This window comes from Fictibacillus enclensis (genome assembly GCF_030123385.1).
Lineage (GTDB): Bacteria > Bacillota > Bacilli > Bacillales > Fictibacillaceae > Fictibacillus_C > Fictibacillus_C enclensis.
Genome location: NZ_CP126109.1, coordinates 4,271,536 through 4,289,961, shown reverse-complemented (window position 1 = coordinate 4,289,961; position 18,426 = coordinate 4,271,536). Strand labels below are relative to the sequence as shown.

The 18,426-nt window shown below is 46.1% G+C and carries 19 protein-coding genes; 13 read left to right on the top strand and 6 right to left on the bottom strand.

Features of this window, described 5'->3' with window-relative positions:
• Positions 1-28: 28 nt before the first annotated feature.
• The 6 genes from QNH15_RS22290 to QNH15_RS22265 all read left to right on the top strand — a co-directional run bounded on the left by QNH15_RS22290 (position 29) and on the right by QNH15_RS22265 (position 5,579).
• Complete coding sequence (locus QNH15_RS22290) at positions 29-931, top strand: fumarylacetoacetate hydrolase family protein (protein ID WP_283890659.1); 903 nt, start codon at positions 29-31, stop codon at positions 929-931.
• Between the two features lie 69 nt (positions 932-1,000).
• Entirely contained in the window at positions 1,001-1,312 is a 312-nt protein-coding gene (locus tag QNH15_RS22285; RefSeq protein WP_283890658.1) for a UxaA family hydrolase, read from the top strand.
• Positions 1,293-2,468 carry a UxaA family hydrolase gene (locus tag QNH15_RS22280; protein WP_283890656.1) on the top strand — a complete coding sequence of 392 codons (1,176 nt, stop codon included), beginning with the start codon at positions 1,293-1,295 and terminating at the stop codon, positions 2,466-2,468. Before QNH15_RS22285 ends, QNH15_RS22280 begins: the two co-directional genes overlap by 20 nt.
• A 23-nt stretch (positions 2,469-2,491) precedes the next feature.
• Positions 2,492-3,961, top strand: a complete 1,470-nt coding sequence (gucD, locus tag QNH15_RS22275; protein WP_283890655.1) for an alpha-ketoglutaric semialdehyde dehydrogenase GucD — start codon at positions 2,492-2,494, stop codon at positions 3,959-3,961.
• Between the two features lie 77 nt (positions 3,962-4,038).
• Positions 4,039-4,926 (top strand): fumarylacetoacetate hydrolase family protein, encoded by an 888-nt coding sequence (locus QNH15_RS22270; protein WP_283890654.1) that lies wholly within the window; start codon positions 4,039-4,041, stop codon positions 4,924-4,926.
• 26 nt (positions 4,927-4,952) lie between these two features.
• The gene (locus QNH15_RS22265; protein ID WP_283890652.1) at positions 4,953-5,579 is read left to right on the top strand and encodes an urease accessory protein UreH domain-containing protein; all 627 of its coding nucleotides are present in this window, start codon (positions 4,953-4,955) and stop codon (positions 5,577-5,579) included.
• A 231-nt stretch (positions 5,580-5,810) separates the two neighbouring features.
• Here the strand turns inward: QNH15_RS22265 and larC2 are convergent, their stop codons facing one another.
• Complete coding sequence (gene larC2 / locus QNH15_RS22260; protein ID WP_283890651.1) at positions 5,811-6,296, bottom strand: nickel pincer cofactor biosynthesis protein LarC2; 486 nt, start codon at positions 6,294-6,296, stop codon at positions 5,811-5,813.
• 121 nt (positions 6,297-6,417) lie between these two features.
• Here larC2 and kynA point away from each other — a divergent pair, with 121 nt between their 5' ends.
• Both kynA and QNH15_RS22250 read left to right on the top strand, forming a co-directional pair.
• Positions 6,418-7,275 carry a tryptophan 2,3-dioxygenase gene (gene kynA / locus QNH15_RS22255; protein ID WP_283890649.1) on the top strand — a complete coding sequence of 286 codons (858 nt, stop codon included), beginning with the start codon at positions 6,418-6,420 and terminating at the stop codon, positions 7,273-7,275.
• A 25-nt stretch (positions 7,276-7,300) separates the two neighbouring features.
• On the top strand, positions 7,301-8,233 hold the full coding sequence (locus QNH15_RS22250; RefSeq protein ID WP_283890647.1) for a phosphotransferase: 933 nt from the start codon (positions 7,301-7,303) through the stop codon (positions 8,231-8,233).
• 6 nt (positions 8,234-8,239) lie between these two features.
• Here QNH15_RS22250 and QNH15_RS22245 read toward each other — a convergent pair whose 3' ends face one another.
• Positions 8,240-8,695, bottom strand: coding sequence for a hypothetical protein (locus tag QNH15_RS22245; protein ID WP_283890646.1), 456 nt, complete (start codon positions 8,693-8,695; stop codon positions 8,240-8,242).
• Positions 8,696-8,844: 149 nt separating this feature from the next.
• Here QNH15_RS22245 and QNH15_RS22240 point away from each other — a divergent pair, with 149 nt between their 5' ends.
• Entirely contained in the window at positions 8,845-8,982 is a 138-nt protein-coding gene (locus QNH15_RS22240) for a hypothetical protein (protein WP_283890644.1), read from the top strand.
• A 235-nt stretch (positions 8,983-9,217) separates the two neighbouring features.
• Here QNH15_RS22240 and QNH15_RS22235 read toward each other — a convergent pair whose 3' ends face one another.
• The 3 genes from QNH15_RS22235 to QNH15_RS22225 form a co-directional block, all read right to left on the bottom strand.
• A complete protein-coding gene (locus QNH15_RS22235; protein ID WP_283890643.1) occupies positions 9,218-9,985 on the bottom strand; it encodes an SDR family oxidoreductase in 768 nt (255 codons plus the stop codon).
• Between the two features lie 130 nt (positions 9,986-10,115).
• Entirely contained in the window at positions 10,116-11,318 is a 1,203-nt protein-coding gene (locus QNH15_RS22230; protein WP_283890641.1) for an MFS transporter, read from the bottom strand.
• Positions 11,319-11,432: 114 nt separating this feature from the next.
• Positions 11,433-12,452: a YeiH family protein gene (locus tag QNH15_RS22225; RefSeq protein WP_283890639.1), complete on the bottom strand. Its 1,020-nt coding sequence runs from the start codon at positions 12,450-12,452 to the stop codon at positions 11,433-11,435.
• A 140-nt stretch (positions 12,453-12,592) separates the two neighbouring features.
• Here QNH15_RS22225 and QNH15_RS22220 point away from each other — a divergent pair, with 140 nt between their 5' ends.
• The 3 genes from QNH15_RS22220 (at position 12,593) to QNH15_RS22210 (ending at position 16,102) form a co-directional block, all read left to right on the top strand.
• The gene (locus QNH15_RS22220) at positions 12,593-13,468 is read left to right on the top strand and encodes a LysR family transcriptional regulator (protein ID WP_283890637.1); all 876 of its coding nucleotides are present in this window, start codon (positions 12,593-12,595) and stop codon (positions 13,466-13,468) included.
• Positions 13,469-13,547: 79 nt separating this feature from the next.
• Positions 13,548-15,206: a ribulokinase gene (locus tag QNH15_RS22215; protein ID WP_283890636.1), complete on the top strand. Its 1,659-nt coding sequence runs from the start codon at positions 13,548-13,550 to the stop codon at positions 15,204-15,206.
• A gap of 125 nt (positions 15,207-15,331) precedes the next feature.
• Positions 15,332-16,102 carry an SDR family NAD(P)-dependent oxidoreductase gene (locus QNH15_RS22210; protein ID WP_283890634.1) on the top strand — a complete coding sequence of 257 codons (771 nt, stop codon included), beginning with the start codon at positions 15,332-15,334 and terminating at the stop codon, positions 16,100-16,102.
• Positions 16,103-16,149: 47 nt separating this feature from the next.
• Here the strand turns inward: QNH15_RS22210 and QNH15_RS22205 are convergent, their stop codons facing one another.
• Positions 16,150-16,923: a DeoR/GlpR family DNA-binding transcription regulator gene (locus QNH15_RS22205; protein ID WP_283895712.1), complete on the bottom strand. Its 774-nt coding sequence runs from the start codon at positions 16,921-16,923 to the stop codon at positions 16,150-16,152.
• A 339-nt stretch (positions 16,924-17,262) separates the two neighbouring features.
• Here QNH15_RS22205 and QNH15_RS22200 point away from each other — a divergent pair, with 339 nt between their 5' ends.
• Complete coding sequence (locus QNH15_RS22200) at positions 17,263-18,372, top strand: MDR/zinc-dependent alcohol dehydrogenase-like family protein (protein WP_430667178.1); 1,110 nt, start codon at positions 17,263-17,265, stop codon at positions 18,370-18,372.
• Positions 18,373-18,426: the final 54 nt, after the last annotated feature.

Genomic DNA, 18,426 nt, shown 5'->3' with positions numbered 1-18,426 from the left:
ATAAAACCAAACAAAAGGAGAATACGAGATGCGCATTTTACGATACAAAAACAATGAAGGTACCTACAGTCTGGCTGCTTTAGCAAACGATGAAAGAGTGTATGATTTGCCTTATGCCGATTTTTTGGAACTTGTTTCAGCAGCAGAAAAAGCAGAAATCACTCCATTGAATCATGTTCAGAAATTGATTGCGGGACAGGAGCCGCAAAACGCAACGTTTGGTGAGCTGGAGCTCGGGGTTCCTATTTTGGCTCCTGAGGTCTGGGCAGCGGGTGTAACGTATGAAAAGAGCAAAGAGGCACGAAACTATGAAGCGACTGACGGGAAGCTCGATGCCGAAACATTTTACGATAAAGTGTATGATGCGGAACGTCCCGAAATCTTTTTTAAATCCACAGCGGCACGCACGGTCGGACCGGATCAGCCGGTTTACCTTCGAAGTGATTCCAACTGGCAAATTCCTGAGCCGGAGCTTGGGCTGGTACTCGACAAGAACGGAAAGGTACTGGGATACACGGCTGGAAATGACATGAGCTGCCGGGACATTGAAGGAGAAAATCCGTTGTATCTTCCGCAGGCAAAAGTATGGAAAAATTCCTGCGCAATAGGTCCAGTGATCTTACTTGCAGATGCAGTGGAAGATCCTTATGACTTTGATTTTGCCTGCCGCATTTACCGTGGGGAAGAAAAAGTGGTGGAAGGCACGGCCAATACGAAACAATTAAAGAGACGGTTAGATGAACTTGTGGATTACCTGGCAAAAGACAATGATCTTTTTGACGGAACCGTATTATTAACGGGAACCTGCATCGTCCCTCCAAATGAATTCACACTGCAGGACGGAGACCGGATCGAGATCGAAATTTCTTCCATCGGTACGTTGAATAATCGGGTAAAAACACAAAAAAGTAAAATTTCAGCGACCCGCTAACCAACAAAAAGACTGAAAATTAGGTATGATGGGAATGTTGAAACAGTTATTCGGGAGGAGGATCGTTTCATGGGAGTTCAATATAAAACGGTAATGATGAAGCCTTCGGACAACGTGGCCATTGCGCTGATGGATCTGCCGAAGGGAGCTGTTATTCCAGTTGTTTGTGAAGGGCATCAACAGGAGGTGCAATTGGTTCAGGATATCCGCTTTGGCCATAAATTCGCGGTCAAGCCGATTGCGGAGGGAGCGGAGATTCTGAAATACGGAGAAATCATTGGCCGGGCATCCTCTGAAATCAGCATGGGCGAACATGTTCATGTACATAATCTCGAAGGCATTAGAGGAAGGGGAGATAAAGTTGAATCTCGAGTACAGTAATCAACTGCTCGGATACCGGCGCCCTGACGGTAAGGTCGGTGTCCGCAACCATGTGCTGATCCTGCCGACGATTACGTGCGCCACCCAGGCCGCCAAGCAGATCACCGAGCTCGTGCAGGGTACCGTCAGTTTCATTCACCAGCACGGATGCGCCCAGGTGGGAGAGGACTATGACCAGACGTTTCGAACCTATGTCGGGATGGGGCTGAATCCCAATGTTTATGGTGTTGTCGTACTTGGACTGGGATGCGAAACGCATCAGGCACGCAGCGTGGCGGGTGAAATCGCCAAAAGCGGAAAACCTGTCGAGGTCGTTTCCATACAGGATAACGGCGGTACCTTGATGACGATTGCCCAGGGCGCAAAGGTGGCAGCCAAAATGGTGCAGGATGCCTCGGCACATCGCCGCGAGCCCTTTGACTTCAGCGAGCTGATCGTTGGAACAGAGTGCGGCGGATCCGATGCCTGCTCAGGCCTTTCTGCCAATCCGGCAGTTGGCGTGGTGAGCGACCTGGTCGTGGAGGCAGGCGGTACCGCGATTTTGGCTGAAACGACAGAACTGATCGGAGCGGAGCACCTGCTGGCCAAACGGGCGGTCAATGATCAAGTGGCTAAACGGGTGTATGAAGTCATTGAACAGATGGAAAACCGCGCCATCCTGATGGGTGTGGATATTCGTACAGGCAACCCGAGCCCGGGCAATATTGAAGGGGGCTTGAGCTCGCTGGAGGAAAAGTCACTCGGTGCATCCAATAAATCAGGAACAACGCCTCTTCAGGAATTGATCAATTATGCGGAGCCGCCTTCGCAAAAGGGTCTGGTCTGGATGGACACCCCGGGGCATGACATCGAACAGCTGACCGGAATGGTCGCAGGCGGTGCACAAGTGGTTCTGTTTACAAGCGGACGCGGAACACCAACCGGCTCACCGATTGCCCCGGTGATCAAGATTTCAACGAATACCGCCATGTTCGAAAACATGAGCGATAACATGGATTTGAATGCCGGGACGATCATTGAAGGAGAAGAAACGATTGGGGAAGTCGGACAGCGGATTTTTGAAGAGATCAAAGAGGTTTCTTCAGGCAAACTGACCAAGTCGGAAATTCTGAAGCAGCACGATTTTGGCATATGGAGAATTGGACCTACATTTTAAAAAAAGAAAGGGAGCGATGAACAATGGCAGTACAAACACAGGTGAAAACATTTTTGAATTACGTAAACGGAGAATGGGTGGAAGCCTCAACGAATGAAACCATCTCCTGCATCAATCCGGCAAACAAACACGATGTGGTGGGCAATGTACAAAAATCAGGAAAAGAAGATGTGGACCAGGCGGTAGCTGCAGCACACAACGCTCTCGCCTCATGGAAAAAGCTGTCCGGTGCAGCAAGAGGAGAATTCCTTTATAAGGCAGCCAATATCCTGGAAAGCCGTGCCGATGAAATTGCTGAAACAATGACAAAAGAGATGGGAAAAACTTTAGGAGAAGCCAAGGGTGAAACGCTCAGAGGCGTGGCCATTCTTCGCTATTATGCGGGAGAGGGCATGCGCAAGACAGGCGATGTCATTCCATCCAGCGACAGTGAGGCATTAATGTTTACAACACGTGTTCCGCTTGGCGTTGTTGGCGTTATTTCTCCATGGAACTTTCCAGTGGCGATCCCGGTTTGGAAAATGGCACCTGGTCTCATTTACGGAAATACCATCGTCATTAAACCGGCACAGGAAGCGGCCGTAACAGCAGTAAAAGTGATCGAGTGTCTGGACGAAGCAGGAATTCCTGCCGGAGTAGTGAACATGGTGACAGGTACCGGTTCTCAGGTCGGACAGGCCATCGTCGATCATCCGCAAGTCAACGGTATTACGTTTACCGGTTCCAACCAGACAGGAAAAGCGATAGGCCAGGCCGCATTGGCGCGCGGAGCAAAATACCAGCTCGAAATGGGCGGAAAGAACCCGGTGATCATTGCGGCTGATGCTGATCTTGATCTTGCGGTAGACGGGACCATCAGCGGCGGTCTTCGCTCAACCGGGCAAAAATGTACGGCAACAAGCCGTGTGATCGTTCATGAAGATGTGTATGACGCGTTCAAAGAAAAATTGCTTGCCAAAGTCCGAGAGCTAAAGGTTGGCCCTGGACTTGAAGGTGAAACTTGGATGGGGCCGTGCTCCAGTGAAAAACAGCTGGAAACAGTTCTCTCCTATATTGAAAAGGGACAAGCAGAGGGAGCAACCCTTCTTTACGGCGGACAGCGCCTCGAGGCACCTGAAACGAAGGATGGCTTTTATGTCGAGCCGGCTGTTTTTGAAAATGTGGAAAGCGGCATGGCCATTTCGCAGGAGGAAATCTTCGGCCCGGTTCTTGCGTTAATCAAGGTGGGAACGATTGAGGAAGCGATTGAGATGGCCAACGATGTGGAGTTTGGATTGAGTGCCTCCATTTATACGACCAACATCAGCCATATGCTTTCCTTTATTAACGATATGGACGCCGGGCTTGTACGTATTAATGCCGAAACAGCGGGTGTAGAGCTTCAGGCTCCATTTGGCGGCATGAAGCAATCGAGCTCCCACTCAAGAGAACAGGGGCAGGCTGCCATTGAATTTTACACATCCATCAAAACGGTATTTGTCAAAGGCAAATAAGGCTTAAATGAGGGTGATCGGCGGACAGGGTTCCGCTGATTAACCCTCCTATTTTATGTGAAAAGGAGAAGATGAACATGATTACGGTTACCTTTGAAAAAGATGGACAATGGGTATTGGGAATAAAAACGGAGCGCGGCATTTTGGATGTTGGGGGTGCTGCCCGCTCACTTGGTTCAGATGCGGTACCGCAAACTGTCTCTGATTTGATTGCCAAAGGAGAACAGGGGAAGGCTGCTCTGCAGCAATTTGCAGATTCAGAGATGGCGGCCAGGGAAGAATTTCTTTACACCGAGGATTCGTTGAAGATTGGTCCATGTGTTACAGAACCACAGAAAATTATATGTGTTGGATTAAACTACAAAAAGCATGCCGAAGAATCAAACATGCCGCTTCCTGAATCTCCTATCCTTTTCAGCAAGTTCAATAATGCTCTGGCGGGTCACCAGCAGGAAGTCAAATTGCCGGCGCGCTCATTGCAGGTGGATTATGAAGTGGAATTGGCCATTGTGATCGGAAAAACCGCCAGCAAGGTCAGTGAAGAAGATGCTCTCGATTATGTATACGGCTATTGCACAGCAAACGATTTGTCGGCACGTGATCTGCAGTTTAAAACCGGACAATGGCTGCTTGGAAAAACGTGTGATGGCTTCTGCCCGGTCGGTCCTTATCTGGTTAGTGCGGAAGAAGTGAAAGATCCAAACGCTCTGTCGTTAAAGACCGAGGTCAACGGAAATGTTCGCCAAAACTCGAATACTGCAGATTTGGTGTTTAACTGTCAGGAAATTATCAGCTATGCATCAGAACATATGACGCTGCAACCGGGGGATCTCATTTTGACTGGTACACCAGAAGGCGTCATCATGGGAGAACCGGAAGGAGAAAGAAACTGGCTTAAAGATGGGGATGAAATAACCGTAGAGGTAGAAGGGCTTGGAAAACTGACCACAATTATGAGAAAATAGAGAAAAAACAAAACAGGAGCTTACATATGGAACTACTCACGATTTTATTGATGGCCATGCTGCTTGGCTTAAAGCATGCGCTCGATCCGGATCATCTTGTGGCCGTCACCACGATTGTCAGTGAAAAGAAAAAAGCCCGTTTTTCCGCACTGGTCGGTGCTTGGTGGGGGGTCGGCCACATGACCACGATTCTGGTTGTGGGAAGCGCCATTATCTACTTCAATCTTTTCGTCTCCCATTCAGTGGAAATGCTGCTGGAAGGTGTTGTTGGCGTCATGATCATCTATCTTGGTGTGAAAGCGTTTTATACCTTGCGTGCTTCCCACAAGCATGAACATGCCGTTTCAGGAAGTGGCAGCAAGTGGATGCTCAGACCGTTGATCGTTGGCCTGCTGCACGGCCTGGCCGGGAGCACGGGAGTCGCTTACTTGTTTTTAAGCACCATCCAAGACAAATATTTAGGAGTGATTTATCTGCTTGTCTTTGGTGCAGGAACATTGATCAGTATGGTGCTCGCCACCCTGCTGATCGGGCTGCCGTATTCTTGGTCATCGGACCATAAAAAAATCAACCTTCTGCTGACGCGTTTTACAGGCGTGCTGAGCGTCTGCTTTGGCGTCTATTATTTGTATAAAACCCTGTTCATCTCTTGATGAACCAGGGTTTTTTCTTTGGGTTGGTGTAATTGAGTGAGTCGAACCTTGTCGAAAACCATATAGCTTATACTGTTTGAGAATAAAATGCTAGGTTTTGAGAATAAAGAAACCGGTTTTGAGAATAAATCCAGTTTTTTGAGAATAAACACGGTAAATTTGAGAGCAAGTTAAATAATGGAAGCGGATTGAGCTCCCAATAAGCCTCGCAAGCCCCCATGTTGAGGGCAATCAAGCCTTATAATGCTTCATCGCCGCCAATTTTGCATCATCGTACACGTTTTGGAGGGGAACATTGTGTTGTTCCGCGGCTTTTTTACAATCCTCATATTCCGGAGAAAATTTAATCGGTGCCTCTTGATAGATTCCGATTTTCACAGATACTTCACCGTATGCAGTCTCGGCCCTATAAAACTCCCTGCCGAGGCGGTGACAGGAGACAGGATAATATCGCAAACCAAAGCTTGAGGTTTCACGAAAGATTATTTCTTCAAGCAATGGCTGCTTTGCTTTGTCCGAAAGTATGGATAGCTTATAGGCGGGACGGTTCTTTTTCATATAGATGGAAGTGTAGTACACATCGTTGGCACCGGCCGCAAACAGCCTGTCCATCGTGTACGATAGCGTTTCTCCGCTGCAGTCATCCAGGTTCACTTCTATGATTACCATCTCATTGTCAATATGTTCTTGTGCATGGCGTGCGCTAAATGCATTCATGCTGCGGCTCCTTTCATCTTCGTTCGTTCTTTTCATTATATCGTACACCTATTTAATTGTACTGTGAAAATAAGGTATGATAGGAATGATTGTAAGCGGTATCAAAAAGGGGGATGTTATCATGAAGGATAACCAAAACCGGCAGGAAGTCAATGCCACAAGTTCAGAAACCAGCATCCATACGGATTTTAAAAATAATATGACATACGGGGAATATTTGCAGCTGGACAAAATTTTATCGGCACAGCGCAGATTATCCGGACATCATGACGAGGTGTTATTTATTGTGATTCACCAGGTCAGCGAGCTGTGGATGAAGCTGATACTGCATGAGATGCATGCCGCCATCGACTGCATTAAGAAAGACGACCTGTCCAGTGCGTTCAAAAAACTGGCACGCGTGTCAAAAACACAGTCACAAATCATCCAGGCTTGGGATGTGCTGTCCACCATGACACCATCTGAATACATGGAATTCCGGGATTCACTCGGCCAGGCGTCCGGCTTCCAGTCTTACCAATACCGGATGATCGAGTTCGCTCTTGGCTACAAGACACCTCATGTTCTGAAAATCTATGAAAAAGATCCAAAGCTACTAAAAGAACTGAGACAGGCATATGAAGCACCAGGACTCTATGACGTGGCCATCCAGGCGCTGAATAAGGCGGGAATTTCAATTGATGAAGAGGTCCTGAACCGCGATGTCACGCGGACGTATCAGGAGAACGAGTCTGTCCGCAAAGCCTGGATCACGGTCTATAAAAATCCGCAGCAATACTGGGATCTCTACGAGCTTGCAGAAAAATTGGTGGATATTGAGGACTGGCTCCAGCAATGGCGCTTCCGCCATATGAAAACCGTTGAGAGAGTAATAGGTTTCAAGCGGGGAACGGGCGGTTCTTCCGGGGTTGGGTACTTGAAAAAAGTGCTGGAACAGCGGTTTTTCCCGGAACTGTGGGATCTTCGTACGGAGTTATAAGAAGAGAAGTGTCAGGAATGATGAAATGATGAATAACCATGCTAAATCAGCCATTTTGAATAGATTTAACGTTACACAGTCGATTTTTTTAGGTTCGGGAATGGAAGCCGAGGTGTATGCTTTATCCGACCATAAGGTACTGAAAGTTTATAATCACATGTCTGATCTTAATAAACAATGGAGCTTAAAAGAATTTTATGCCGGGATCAATTCTGATGGTTTGGGCTATGAGCTTCCGTATATTTATGATGTGTTTCTGGAAAATGGGATTTTAGTTACCACCGAAAAACGGATTGAGGGCAGCAATATGCGAAGTCTGCTCTCAGACATGAGCTTTAATGAACAAAGCAAAATGATGAAAATCTACCTGAAAGCGCATCTGGAGCTGCAGCAGATTAAAGGAAAATCTACGATCAAAGGGTTTGTTTTATTTGATGGACCGGGCATGTCCTCCATAAAAATCGACAACTGGTATGATGTATTGAAAGAAAAAATACGTCAGAAGACACCGGAATTAATGCGCTATTTTAAAGGAGATATTGTGGATTATGAGAGAAAGTTAAATGATCTGATGACGATCTTATCTAAGGGGTACAAAGGGGAGTATTCATTAATCCACGGAGATTTTTTTCCTGGGAATTTATTAATAAATACAAGTAGCCAGGTTACGGGTTTAATTGATTTTGGGTTGATGACCATGTATGGCGATCCGTTATTCGATATTGCCATCGGGTGGGTATGTTTTGATATGTACGATGAATTTCATTCAAATATCCGTGAAAGATACCTGAATATCATACTTTTAACGTTAGGTGAGGGCGTCAGAAAAGAACTGTATTTTTATGTTCTGGTCTATAGCTTCATTACGGCGAATTTTTATTCCGGGGATTGCTCAGATGGTCATTATCAATGGTGTGTGGAAAACATCAATAATAAAAACTATTGGAATGCTTTATAAGGCATTTTAATACTGTTGATCTGGTTTGAAAAAATGCGGATCCACATCAAAATGCCTGGAGACGATTTTTTGAAAAAAGGCAGATTCCCGTTTCAACTGGGGAAGGCTTGGAACGGTTAAGGGAACGCCAAAAATCGGTCCGCTGACATTAATGGTAAACCGGCCTGGGGCAATGAAGCTTCCGGTCACACGAATCTGGTCGCTGATCAGGAGGATAGCCAGACCGATATCGATCACATCCACAAGTGTCGTTGCCGCCTGGTTTCCTCCAATTCCTTCGAGCCGGCTTTCGCCAGTCAGCGGGCCGCCCAAAGAAACCCGAAAACCCCGGGGAGTCAAAAAGATTCCGATAATGGTGATTTGTCCGCTAAGCAGTAAAGCCGCCGTTGCCAAATCGATTCCCCGCTGGATTGCGCCAATGAGTTGAAGTTCTTTTTCTGTCTGTTCCGCTGTTTTCGCCATTTGCCTCCCCCCACAGTTGTATCTTATTCCTCACTGTCGGGAACGGGAATGCAAGACAACTTTAAAAGATTTTTTGTCATCCACAAGTACAGAGTACATGTCCCTGAAATATAGTAATAACAACATTCACCACAAAAGGAATGATAGGATTGGCTTTTTCATTGACCGATATACCAACTGTCAGGCCGGCAAAAGCCGGTGTATTTCTGCTGGCGCTTCCTCTTATTATCTTCATTTTTTTCTTTACACAAACCAAGCCAAGCGATGAGGTAAGCCAGCCGCAATAAAAACGGAGCTGTCCTGAAAGTCAAAAATTGACCTTCAGGCAGCTCCTTTTTGCGTAAAAAGCTTCCAGGAAAGTTGATTGTAGTGGAAGGCGCGAGACTCCTGTGGGACTAGCGTGACAGGTGAGACTCCCGCAGACGCTTGCGCCAAGAGGCTCACCGCACGCCCCACGGAAAGCGAGCGGCCCGGAACGAAAATCAACGGCTTCCAGACTTTTTGGATAGCCCCGTCGTCTTTTTATTTTCGAAAGTCAGGATTGTTCTTCTGAAAGCCAAGCCAGGCATTCAAGACACCTTTTTCAATTTCTTCTCTTGGCGCATGGAGTCGTTCTTCGGTTCCTCCATAGCCCACTTCCAATTTTTCATCTCTCAATCCATTAAAAATGGTATCCGCAAAATCATCAAGTGGAGCACCAAAGGTATGAAGTCCAACACCGCCCAGATCGGTATTGACGGCTGGAGGGAGGATTTCCACAACCTCGACACCGGTTTCTGCGAGCTGGTGGCGCAGGGTCACCGTAAAGGAATGCATAGCTGCCTTTGTTGCACTGTAGACCGGAACCCATACCCCTGGCTGAATGGCCAAACCGGAGGTAACGTTCATGATGGCGGCCCGCTCCTGTTTAACGAAATGAGGGACAAAAAGCATGGTCAAATGCATCGGCCCTTCCACATTAATAGCCAATTCATTTTGATAGTACTTCCAGTCTTTTGTAGTATTTAACAGGTTGACCCGCTGCTGAATGCCGGCATTATTCACAAGCACATTTAAATCCGGGAATTCCTTGGTTGCCCATTCTACGAGACTGATGCGCTCCTCTTCCTTGGAAACATCACAAACCTTCGTATGAAGCTCTGGAAATTTCTCTTTTGCTTCGTCCAATTTTTCCTGACGTCGTCCAACGATGATTACCTTGTTGCCTTCTTTTAAAAAACGTTCGGCAAAAGCCAGTCCGATGCCTGAGGCCCCGCCTGTAACCAGGATAGTATTACCAGTCAATTTCATTGATGTTCCTCCCTGTTCGTAAAAATTAAAAATGGCACGTGAATCTAATATACCCGTAAACCCGGCTCCAAGAAACGGAGTGTCTATCCGTTTCGAAAATAGGGGTATTTTTTGATACCACTTTCACCGTTTAAGCAGCATCCCATTTTCTTGCTTGTTTCGCTTTTAATCTTACAAACAGCATCATGATAGCTCCGAGTAGCGGGCCTGCGGCTAGAACCATAAAACCGAGCAGGTAGCTTGAAGTAGTATCTACTACTACTCCTACAACGAGCGGAGAGATGAGAGAGCCAAGCTGCCAGATAGCATTCACCAGCCCCATGGCGGTTCCGATTTGCTTTTCACCGACCAGTTCGCCAATAATAGCGGTCATGACAGGGCTGTAGATAAACGCAGTGATCCCGAGAATGGCGGTCAAAGGCACAAGAATGCCTGTATGCGTGTTGATACCGAACCAAACCAAAACGGGAGCAAATAAAAACAGTGCCCAAAAGGCGATGGTTTTTTTGTTAAAATAGTCTGAAATAAAACCGATGAGCGGTTTGCACAACAGGCCAGCCATACCATAGACCGCCATCATTTTCCCCGCTTCCACCAATGAGAGATGAAGATTGTGGTTCAAATAGGTATTGGCCCAGGTGGCGGTTCCCCATGTCGCCCATAAACCGCCAAAACCGGCGGCTCCAGCCAGCAGCAGATTTTTATTCTTTAATACCTCGAACATCTCCTTTACGGAGACGCCTTTTGTTTTTGTTCCATGATAGGTATTGCTTTCTTTCAGAAAAAAGAAGCTCAGGATAATACCGGCGATAGGCAGCAATCCTGCGATCAAAAAGGCGGAGCGCCAACCATGGTTTTCCGCCACAGTGGGAACAAACAAGTTAACGACGGTGACCCCAAGTGAGGTTGCTGTCATGAAAAGACCGATGGCAATGCCTCTTCTTTTCGCTGATACATGGTCAAAGATTGCGGCCATTGAGGCAGAGAAGATGGCACCAGAGCCAAGGCCGGCCAAGAGCCGGAAAGCGAATCCTTGTTCAAACGTATGGACCAAAGACATGCTCAGCGTAAAAACTCCCATCGTTAAATATGAGCCCAGCAAAACTTTTCGATAGCCGAACCGGTCGGTCAACAGACCACCCGGAAATTGTGTAATCACATACCCGATGTAAAAAGCGGTCATGTAGCTGCCGGCATTTGCGGCTGACAAGCCCATATCCTTGGAGGCGAGCGGAATGACAGGTGGCCACGACAGTCTGTCCACAAACGAAAACATATACGTCATCCACACAAGCACCACAACAGTAACCGGCCGAATCCAGTTGTTTTTCATAGCAATTATCTCCTTACTAAAATCAATATGTTAATTATTTCACATTATTAAATATAGCAAATAAGTATTTTAAATGCATAAAAAAACCTTCTTGAATGGGGGATTCAAAAAGGTTTACAAGGTGAAAAAGGTCAGCACTGATAAAAGAGTAGAGGTGATGGTCATGGCGATAAGAGGGCGCAATGCACGATTTTTTAAGGCATCTAAATTGACGTTCAAGCCGAGACCAACCATTGCCATCGTAAGGATAAAGGTATTGAAATTTGAGACCATTTCTGAAACACGCGCTGGAATGATGTCTCCAAGTACATAACTGCCCAACAGGCTTGTCATGATAAATCCAATAAGAAACCAGGGAAATTCAATCTGTGTTTGGTGTTTTTGGTTTCTCGGAGCGCGTTTTTTCATCCAAAACATGAAGAAAAAGCTAAGCGGTACAAGCAAAAAAACACGACACAGCTTGGCAAGCAAGGCCATCGCCAAAGTGTCCTGGCCCGCGGGCGCGGCAGCCAATGCCACATGAGCGATCTCATGCAATGTAAGTCCGGCCCATGCGCCGTACGTACTGTCCGAAAGAGGAAGCAGCGGATGAATGACGGTATAAAGGACGGAGAATAGTGTCCCCATTAAAGCAATAATTCCAATACTGATCGCTGTATCTTCTTCCTTTGATTTAAGAATGGGTGAAACAGCAGCAATTGCGGCCGCACCGCAAACTCCTGTGCCTATTCCAAGCAAAAGAGATATGGGGGCGTCTGCTTTGAGCCATTTAGCGAGGACATACATCACAAGAATGGAGAAAGAAACGGTTCCAATACCGCGGAGCAAGAGCGGCAGTCCTTGATGAAAAACAACGTCAATGTTCAGTTTTAATCCATATAAAATAATGGCAAATCGCAGCAGTTTTTTTGCAGAAAATTCAATGCCAGGGCGGAATTTTTCAGGGTATGCTGAGACTTGCCGATATCCAACAGAGATGAGAATGGCACTTGCCAGCGGTCCAATATAGTGAAACCCGGTCAGTTTGGATAAACCCAGTCCAAGTAAAGCAATAAAAAATGTGAAGGCCATACCTCCCAGAAACGGCAGTGGCCAGCTTTTTAACATAGGATTCGATGATTCGCTGTATTGCATTGTTATTTCCTCCTCTATGTCTTTATGCTATGCTGAAACCAATCATAAGTAAAATCACTATTATGGATACCAATGATAACTATTTTGTTATAAACGAGATACACTATGAGTTGAAATGTGAAAGATTGGGGGGCGGACACTTGAATCAGGAATTGCATGTATTTGTAACGGTTGTTGAAAAAGCCAACTTTTCACATGCTGCCCATGCATTGCATATTACACAGCCGGCAGTAAGCCGTTATATTAAAAACCTGGAGAACACGATGAATGCGAAGTTGCTCGAGCGAAGCAATAAGATGGTGCAAATGACAAAAGCCGGGGAGATTGTTTACCATTATGCCAAGGAAATTTTAAACCTGTACGGAAAGATGAATGTTCTTGTGACTGATTTAATGAGTGAACCGGGCGGGAAGCTAAACATAGGAGCAAGCTATACCTACGGGGAATATATTTTGCCTCATATCATTGCTTCGATTCGCACTGATTTTCCGCAGATTACACCGTCTATTGTGATTGGCAACACACGGGAAATTGTTCAGCAAGTAAGGTCAAGAGACATTGATGTGGGAATTATTGAAGGTATGATTACAGATGAACATGTGGTAATGGAGCGTTTTTCAATGGATAACCTGGTGGTTGTTGTTTCAGCTGAACATGATCTGGCGGGGAAGGAATCTGTTTCTTTTTCTGACCTTGATGAAGAAATATGGATTGTAAGGGAACAAGGATCTGGAACCCGTGAGGTGACGGAGCAAATGTTTGCAGACCATAAGCTCATTCCGGAAACCATAATGGAGTTTGGAAGCACACAGATCATTAAGGAATCCGTTGAGGCGGGACTCGGAATATCTTTTCTCTCGACATCGGCAATCCGGAAGGAGCTGGAATTAGAAAGGCTGAAGGTCCTTGATATTCCAGGTTTTCCCATACGGCGCCCCTTCACGCTGGTCACGCAGGATACCGCGTTTCGGACAAAAGCTATGGAGGTATTTTTTAAAGCTATAAAAGCAACTTGAGATTGTTTCTTTGTGCGTTGATCAAAAAAATATAGTAGTATTCTACAAAAGAGAAAATCGATTAGAGGGGGACGCTGTTTTGGATAAAAAATACGTGATTGGCGTTGACTATGGAACCGAGTCTGGCCGTGTATTACTTGTTGAAGTCGGTTCGGGAAAAGAAGTTGCCACAAATGTGACCGCTTACAAGCACGGAGTATTGGATAAAACATTGCCGGGAGGAATAACACTTAAGGCGGACTGGGCGTTGCAGCATCCCGGAGATTATCTGGATGTGCTCTCCGAGTCCGTGCCTGTCGTTCTTGAGAAGGCAGATGTGTCTGCAGATGATGTGATTGGTTTGGGAATTGATTTTACGGCATCCACTATTCTGCCGCTCGATCGCAAAAGAGAGCCGCTTTGTTTTATGAAAAAATGGAAGAATGAGCCGCACAGCTATGTAAAGCTGTGGAAGCACCATGCGGCACAGCCGGAAGCGGATGATTTTACGGAAGTGGCTGAAGAAAGAGGAGAAACCTTTCTCAAACGGTATGGCGGGAAGATATCATCGGAGTGGATGTTTCCGAAGATATTGCAGATTCTGCGGGAGGCACCTAAAGTGTTTGAGGAAGCGGATCTGTTTATGGAAGCGTGCGACTGGCTGACAAGCAGACTGACCGGGAATTTGCACCGAAGCAGCAACACCACCGGATACAAAGCATTCTGGAACAAAAAAGAAGGCTATCCTTCATCTGAATTTTTCACTGCGGTGGACTCCCGTCTTGAAGATATTTTGGAAACGAAGATGCGCGGAGACGTGCTTTCCATTGGTGAAAAAGCAGGCGAACTGACCGAAGAAATGGCCCAAGTGTTGGGACTGAAACCAGGTATAGCTATAGCGGTAGGGATTATTGATGCCCATGCGGGTGTTCCTGCAGCGGGTGCTGTCCGGCCGGGACAGATGGTTATGGCAATGGGCACCTCCACCTGCCACATGTTGATCACAGACAAAGATCAACCGATCACAGGAGTCTGCGGAAGTGTCGAGGATGGCATCATTCCCGGATACATCAGCTTTGAGACAGGACAAGTTGCCGTCGGTGATTCATTTGCGTGGTATGTGGATCAGGCTGTTCCCGGTTATGTAAAAAAAGAGGCGGAGGAAGCTGGACTGAATGTGCATCAGCTGCTTGAAAGAAAAGCGGCTGCATATCAACCGGGACAAACCGGGCTGATCGCGCTGGATTGGTGGAACGGAAACCGCTCCGTATTGGTCGACTCCCAGTTATCAGGAGCAATCATAGGGTTAACCCTGGCCACCAAACCCGAAGAAATCTACAGGGCGTTGATCGAGTCTACCGCCTTTGGCACCAAAAAGATTATTGAAAGCTTTGTTCATGGCGGAGTGGCGGTGGATGAAATCTTTGCGGTAGGGGGCCTGCCTGAACGAAACCGCCTTTTGATGCAAATTTATGCTGATGTGACCAACCGCGAAATCAAGGTAGCTGACTCCAGCCAGACGACAGCACTTGGTGCTGCCATGTACGGGGCGGTAGCGGCCGGAAGCAAGGCAGGGGGCTATGATTCCATTTTTGATGCGGCCCAACATATGGCTCGCGTGAAGGAAGAGACATACAAGCCGATTCCTGAACATGTGAAGATTTACGAGAAATTATACAGTTACTATCTGGAGGTTCATAATTTTTTCGGACAGGAAAAAAAGTCGCTGATGCATGGGTTAAAGAAATTGAAGAAGTAAGTGTAGGCATCCTGTTTTATCGCAGGATGTTTTTTTGTTTTAAACGAAATAAAACAAAAGTAAAATTGACAAAACAAAAACAAATGATAGAATTCTACATAACTTATATTTTGAGGAGGATATGTATGGACTATCAGCAGCTTTTTAGCTTGAAGGGGAAGACAGCTCTTGTCACTGGGGGAGGACGAGGACTTGGAAAAGCAATGGCCGATGCCCTGGCCCAGGCAGGTGCTAACGTTGTCATCGCGGATATGGATCGTGACACGGCGAAGCAGAGTGCTGAAGAGCTTACCGCTCATGGGGTGAAAACGCTTGGACTTCAATTGGACGTTACGCAGGAGGAAGAAGTCAAAAGCTGTATTGATGAAATTGAAAGCGGTTTCGATAAGATTGATATTCTCGTTAATAACGCTGGCATTTGTCAGAAAGTCACGGTTGAAGAACAAAGTCTGGAAGATTGGAAGAAAACGATGGATGTTAACGTGAATGGGGTTTTCCTTTTATCCAAATATGTGGGAAAAGTGATGAAGGATCAGGGTGGCGGCTCTGTCATTAATGTGGCTTCCATGTCAAGCTTCATTGCCAACACCGAAGCGCAATGTGCGTACAATGCATCAAAAGCGGCTGTAGCCATGATGACCAAGTGTCTGGCATCTGAATGGGCACCTTATAACATCAGGGTTAATGCCATTGCCCCTGGATATATGAAAACGGAAATGACAAAACCCATTTTTGCTCCTGGCGGTGAACTGGCACACGTCCTGGACTTGGTGCCGATGAAACGGCTCGGTGAACCTCATGAACTCGGCGGATTGGCCATCTATCTGGCATCCGATGCTTCCACATTTGCCACCGGTTCTACCTTTCTTGTGGATGGCGGATATACCATCTGGTAAAAAACGAAAAAAAGCAGCTCACTAATCATTAGTGCGGCTGCTTTTCTTTATTCCGTTTCTATCGTAATCAGTTCCACTCCATGTTCCGCCAAAACGGGTTTTTGGCTGTTTGCCTCAATGTTGTCCGTAATGATGATGTCGATATCGTCGAGAGAGGCAAAGGACGCAATCGAGTTTTTGAAAAATTTGGAGTGGTCGAGCAGAGCTACAACTTTTTTGCTCGCCTTCACCATGGCTTTTTTCAATTCAACTTCGTATACACTAAAATCGGTCAACCCGGACTCGAGTGAAAAGCCGTTGGCCGACGTAAACAGAAGGTCGATGTTGATCTGGTTCAAAATGTTTACGCCAAGGGTTCCTTCTAAAGAGTGAGAGCCTCGTTTTACAATGCCGCCGAGTAAAATTACAGTGATGTCCGGGTGCTCGTTCAGTTCAAGAGCGGTATTGATGCCACTGGTCACAACGATCAGGCGGATGGGCTTATCTTTCAGGATTCGGGCCAGCTCAAGAGCGGTAGAACTTGCATCAAGCATGATACATTGTCCGTTTTCCAGCATGGCTGCTGCTTCCTTGGCGATGGCGGATTTTTCGATTTTGTTTTTCTTTTCACGGATAGAGAAGCTTGTTTCATTATCGGAAGAATCGGCGAGCACCGCACCTCCATGTGTGCGCTTGAGCAATCCCTCTTCTTCCATTTTTGTTAAATCGGTACGCAGGGTCGCTTCCGATACTTGAATTTCCTTAGCGAGTTCTTTAATGGATACTCGCTGGCTTTCATTCAATCTATTAAGAATGACTCTCCGGCGTTCAGGTACAAACATTTTTCCCACTAAGATCACCTACAAATCAATTAGTAAATTTATTTTTGTAATCGTTTTACATTTATTATTCTATTACACCATCTTTCATAAACATTGTAAATCAATAATAAAACAAAACAAAGTGAAAATAAATTATAAAATAATCAAAAATTAATTGACTATTTAAACAAATGGTGATTATAATAGACCCAATACATCGCAATATCGAAAACAAACGATAGAAAAAGAAAAAATACAATAACAAAAAAGAGGAGGAAAGGGATTTATTCTAAGAGAAATGAAAGCGTTATCTATAAAGGGGCTTTTAAAAATCTATTTAAGGGAGAGATTGTCATGAATATGAAAACCGTAGCGGATCAAGAAGCAAAGAATACAAGTATTCCTAAAACCATGAAGGCTGTAGTCGCTTATGCACCGGGAGATTACCGCTTTGAAACGGTTCCGGTTCCCGAGGTTGGGGAAGGTGAAATCCTGGTAAAAGTCGAAGCTTGCGGGATTTGCGCAGGGGACTTAAAAGCATTTGACGGGGCACCAAGCTTCTGGGGTGATGAAAAGCAGCCGGCTTATATTAAAGCGCCTATGATTCCGGGTCATGAATTTATCGGCCATGTGGTGGAGCTTGGCGAAGGAGTTACCGAATTTGAAGTAGGGGAACGCGTCATTTCAGAACAAATCGTTCCTTGCTGGGGTTGCCGCTTCTGTAACCGAGGACAATACTGGATGTGCGAGAAGCATGATTTATACGGCTTTCAGAATAATGTAAACGGTGCCATGGCGGAATACATGAAATTCACGAAGGAAGCGATTAACTACAAGGTGCCTGATGAACTTCCGATCGAAAAAGCCATTCTGATTGAACCGTATGCATGTTCCTTCCACGCTGTACAGCGTGCACAGATTCAGCTCGGTGATGTCGTCGTGCTGGCGGGTGCCGGTACACTCGGGCTTGGTATGATTGGCGCAATCAAGAAGTCAGGACCAGGAAAATTGATTGTTCTGGATCTTTTTGAAGAGAGGCTGGAGCTGGCTAAAAAGTTTGGAGCGGACATGGTACTCAATCCGGCGAAGGATGATGTGAATGCAATTGTAAAAGAACTGACCGACGGCTATGGCTGTGACATTTATATTGAAGCCACAGGAGCACAAAAATCGGTAGAACAAGGGTTAACGATGATCCGCAAGCTCGGCCGTTTTGTGGAGTTCAGCGTATTCAAGGAGCCTGTGACGGTAGACTGGAGCATCATCAGCGACCGGAAAGAGCTTGATGTGCTTGGATCCCACCTAGGACCATACTGCTATGAACATGTCATTACAGGCATTTCCAATGGAGATTTACCAACAGAAGGTGTGGTCACCCACACGCTTCCTTTGGAGGATTTTGAGGAAGGATTCCAGTTGGTGAAAAAAGGAGCAAAATCTCTGAAAGTTGTGCTTAACCCAAATCTGTAACCATCGGGCGGCTGTTGAAGAGGCAGCTGCTTCTTTATAAAAATGAGCAGGGGA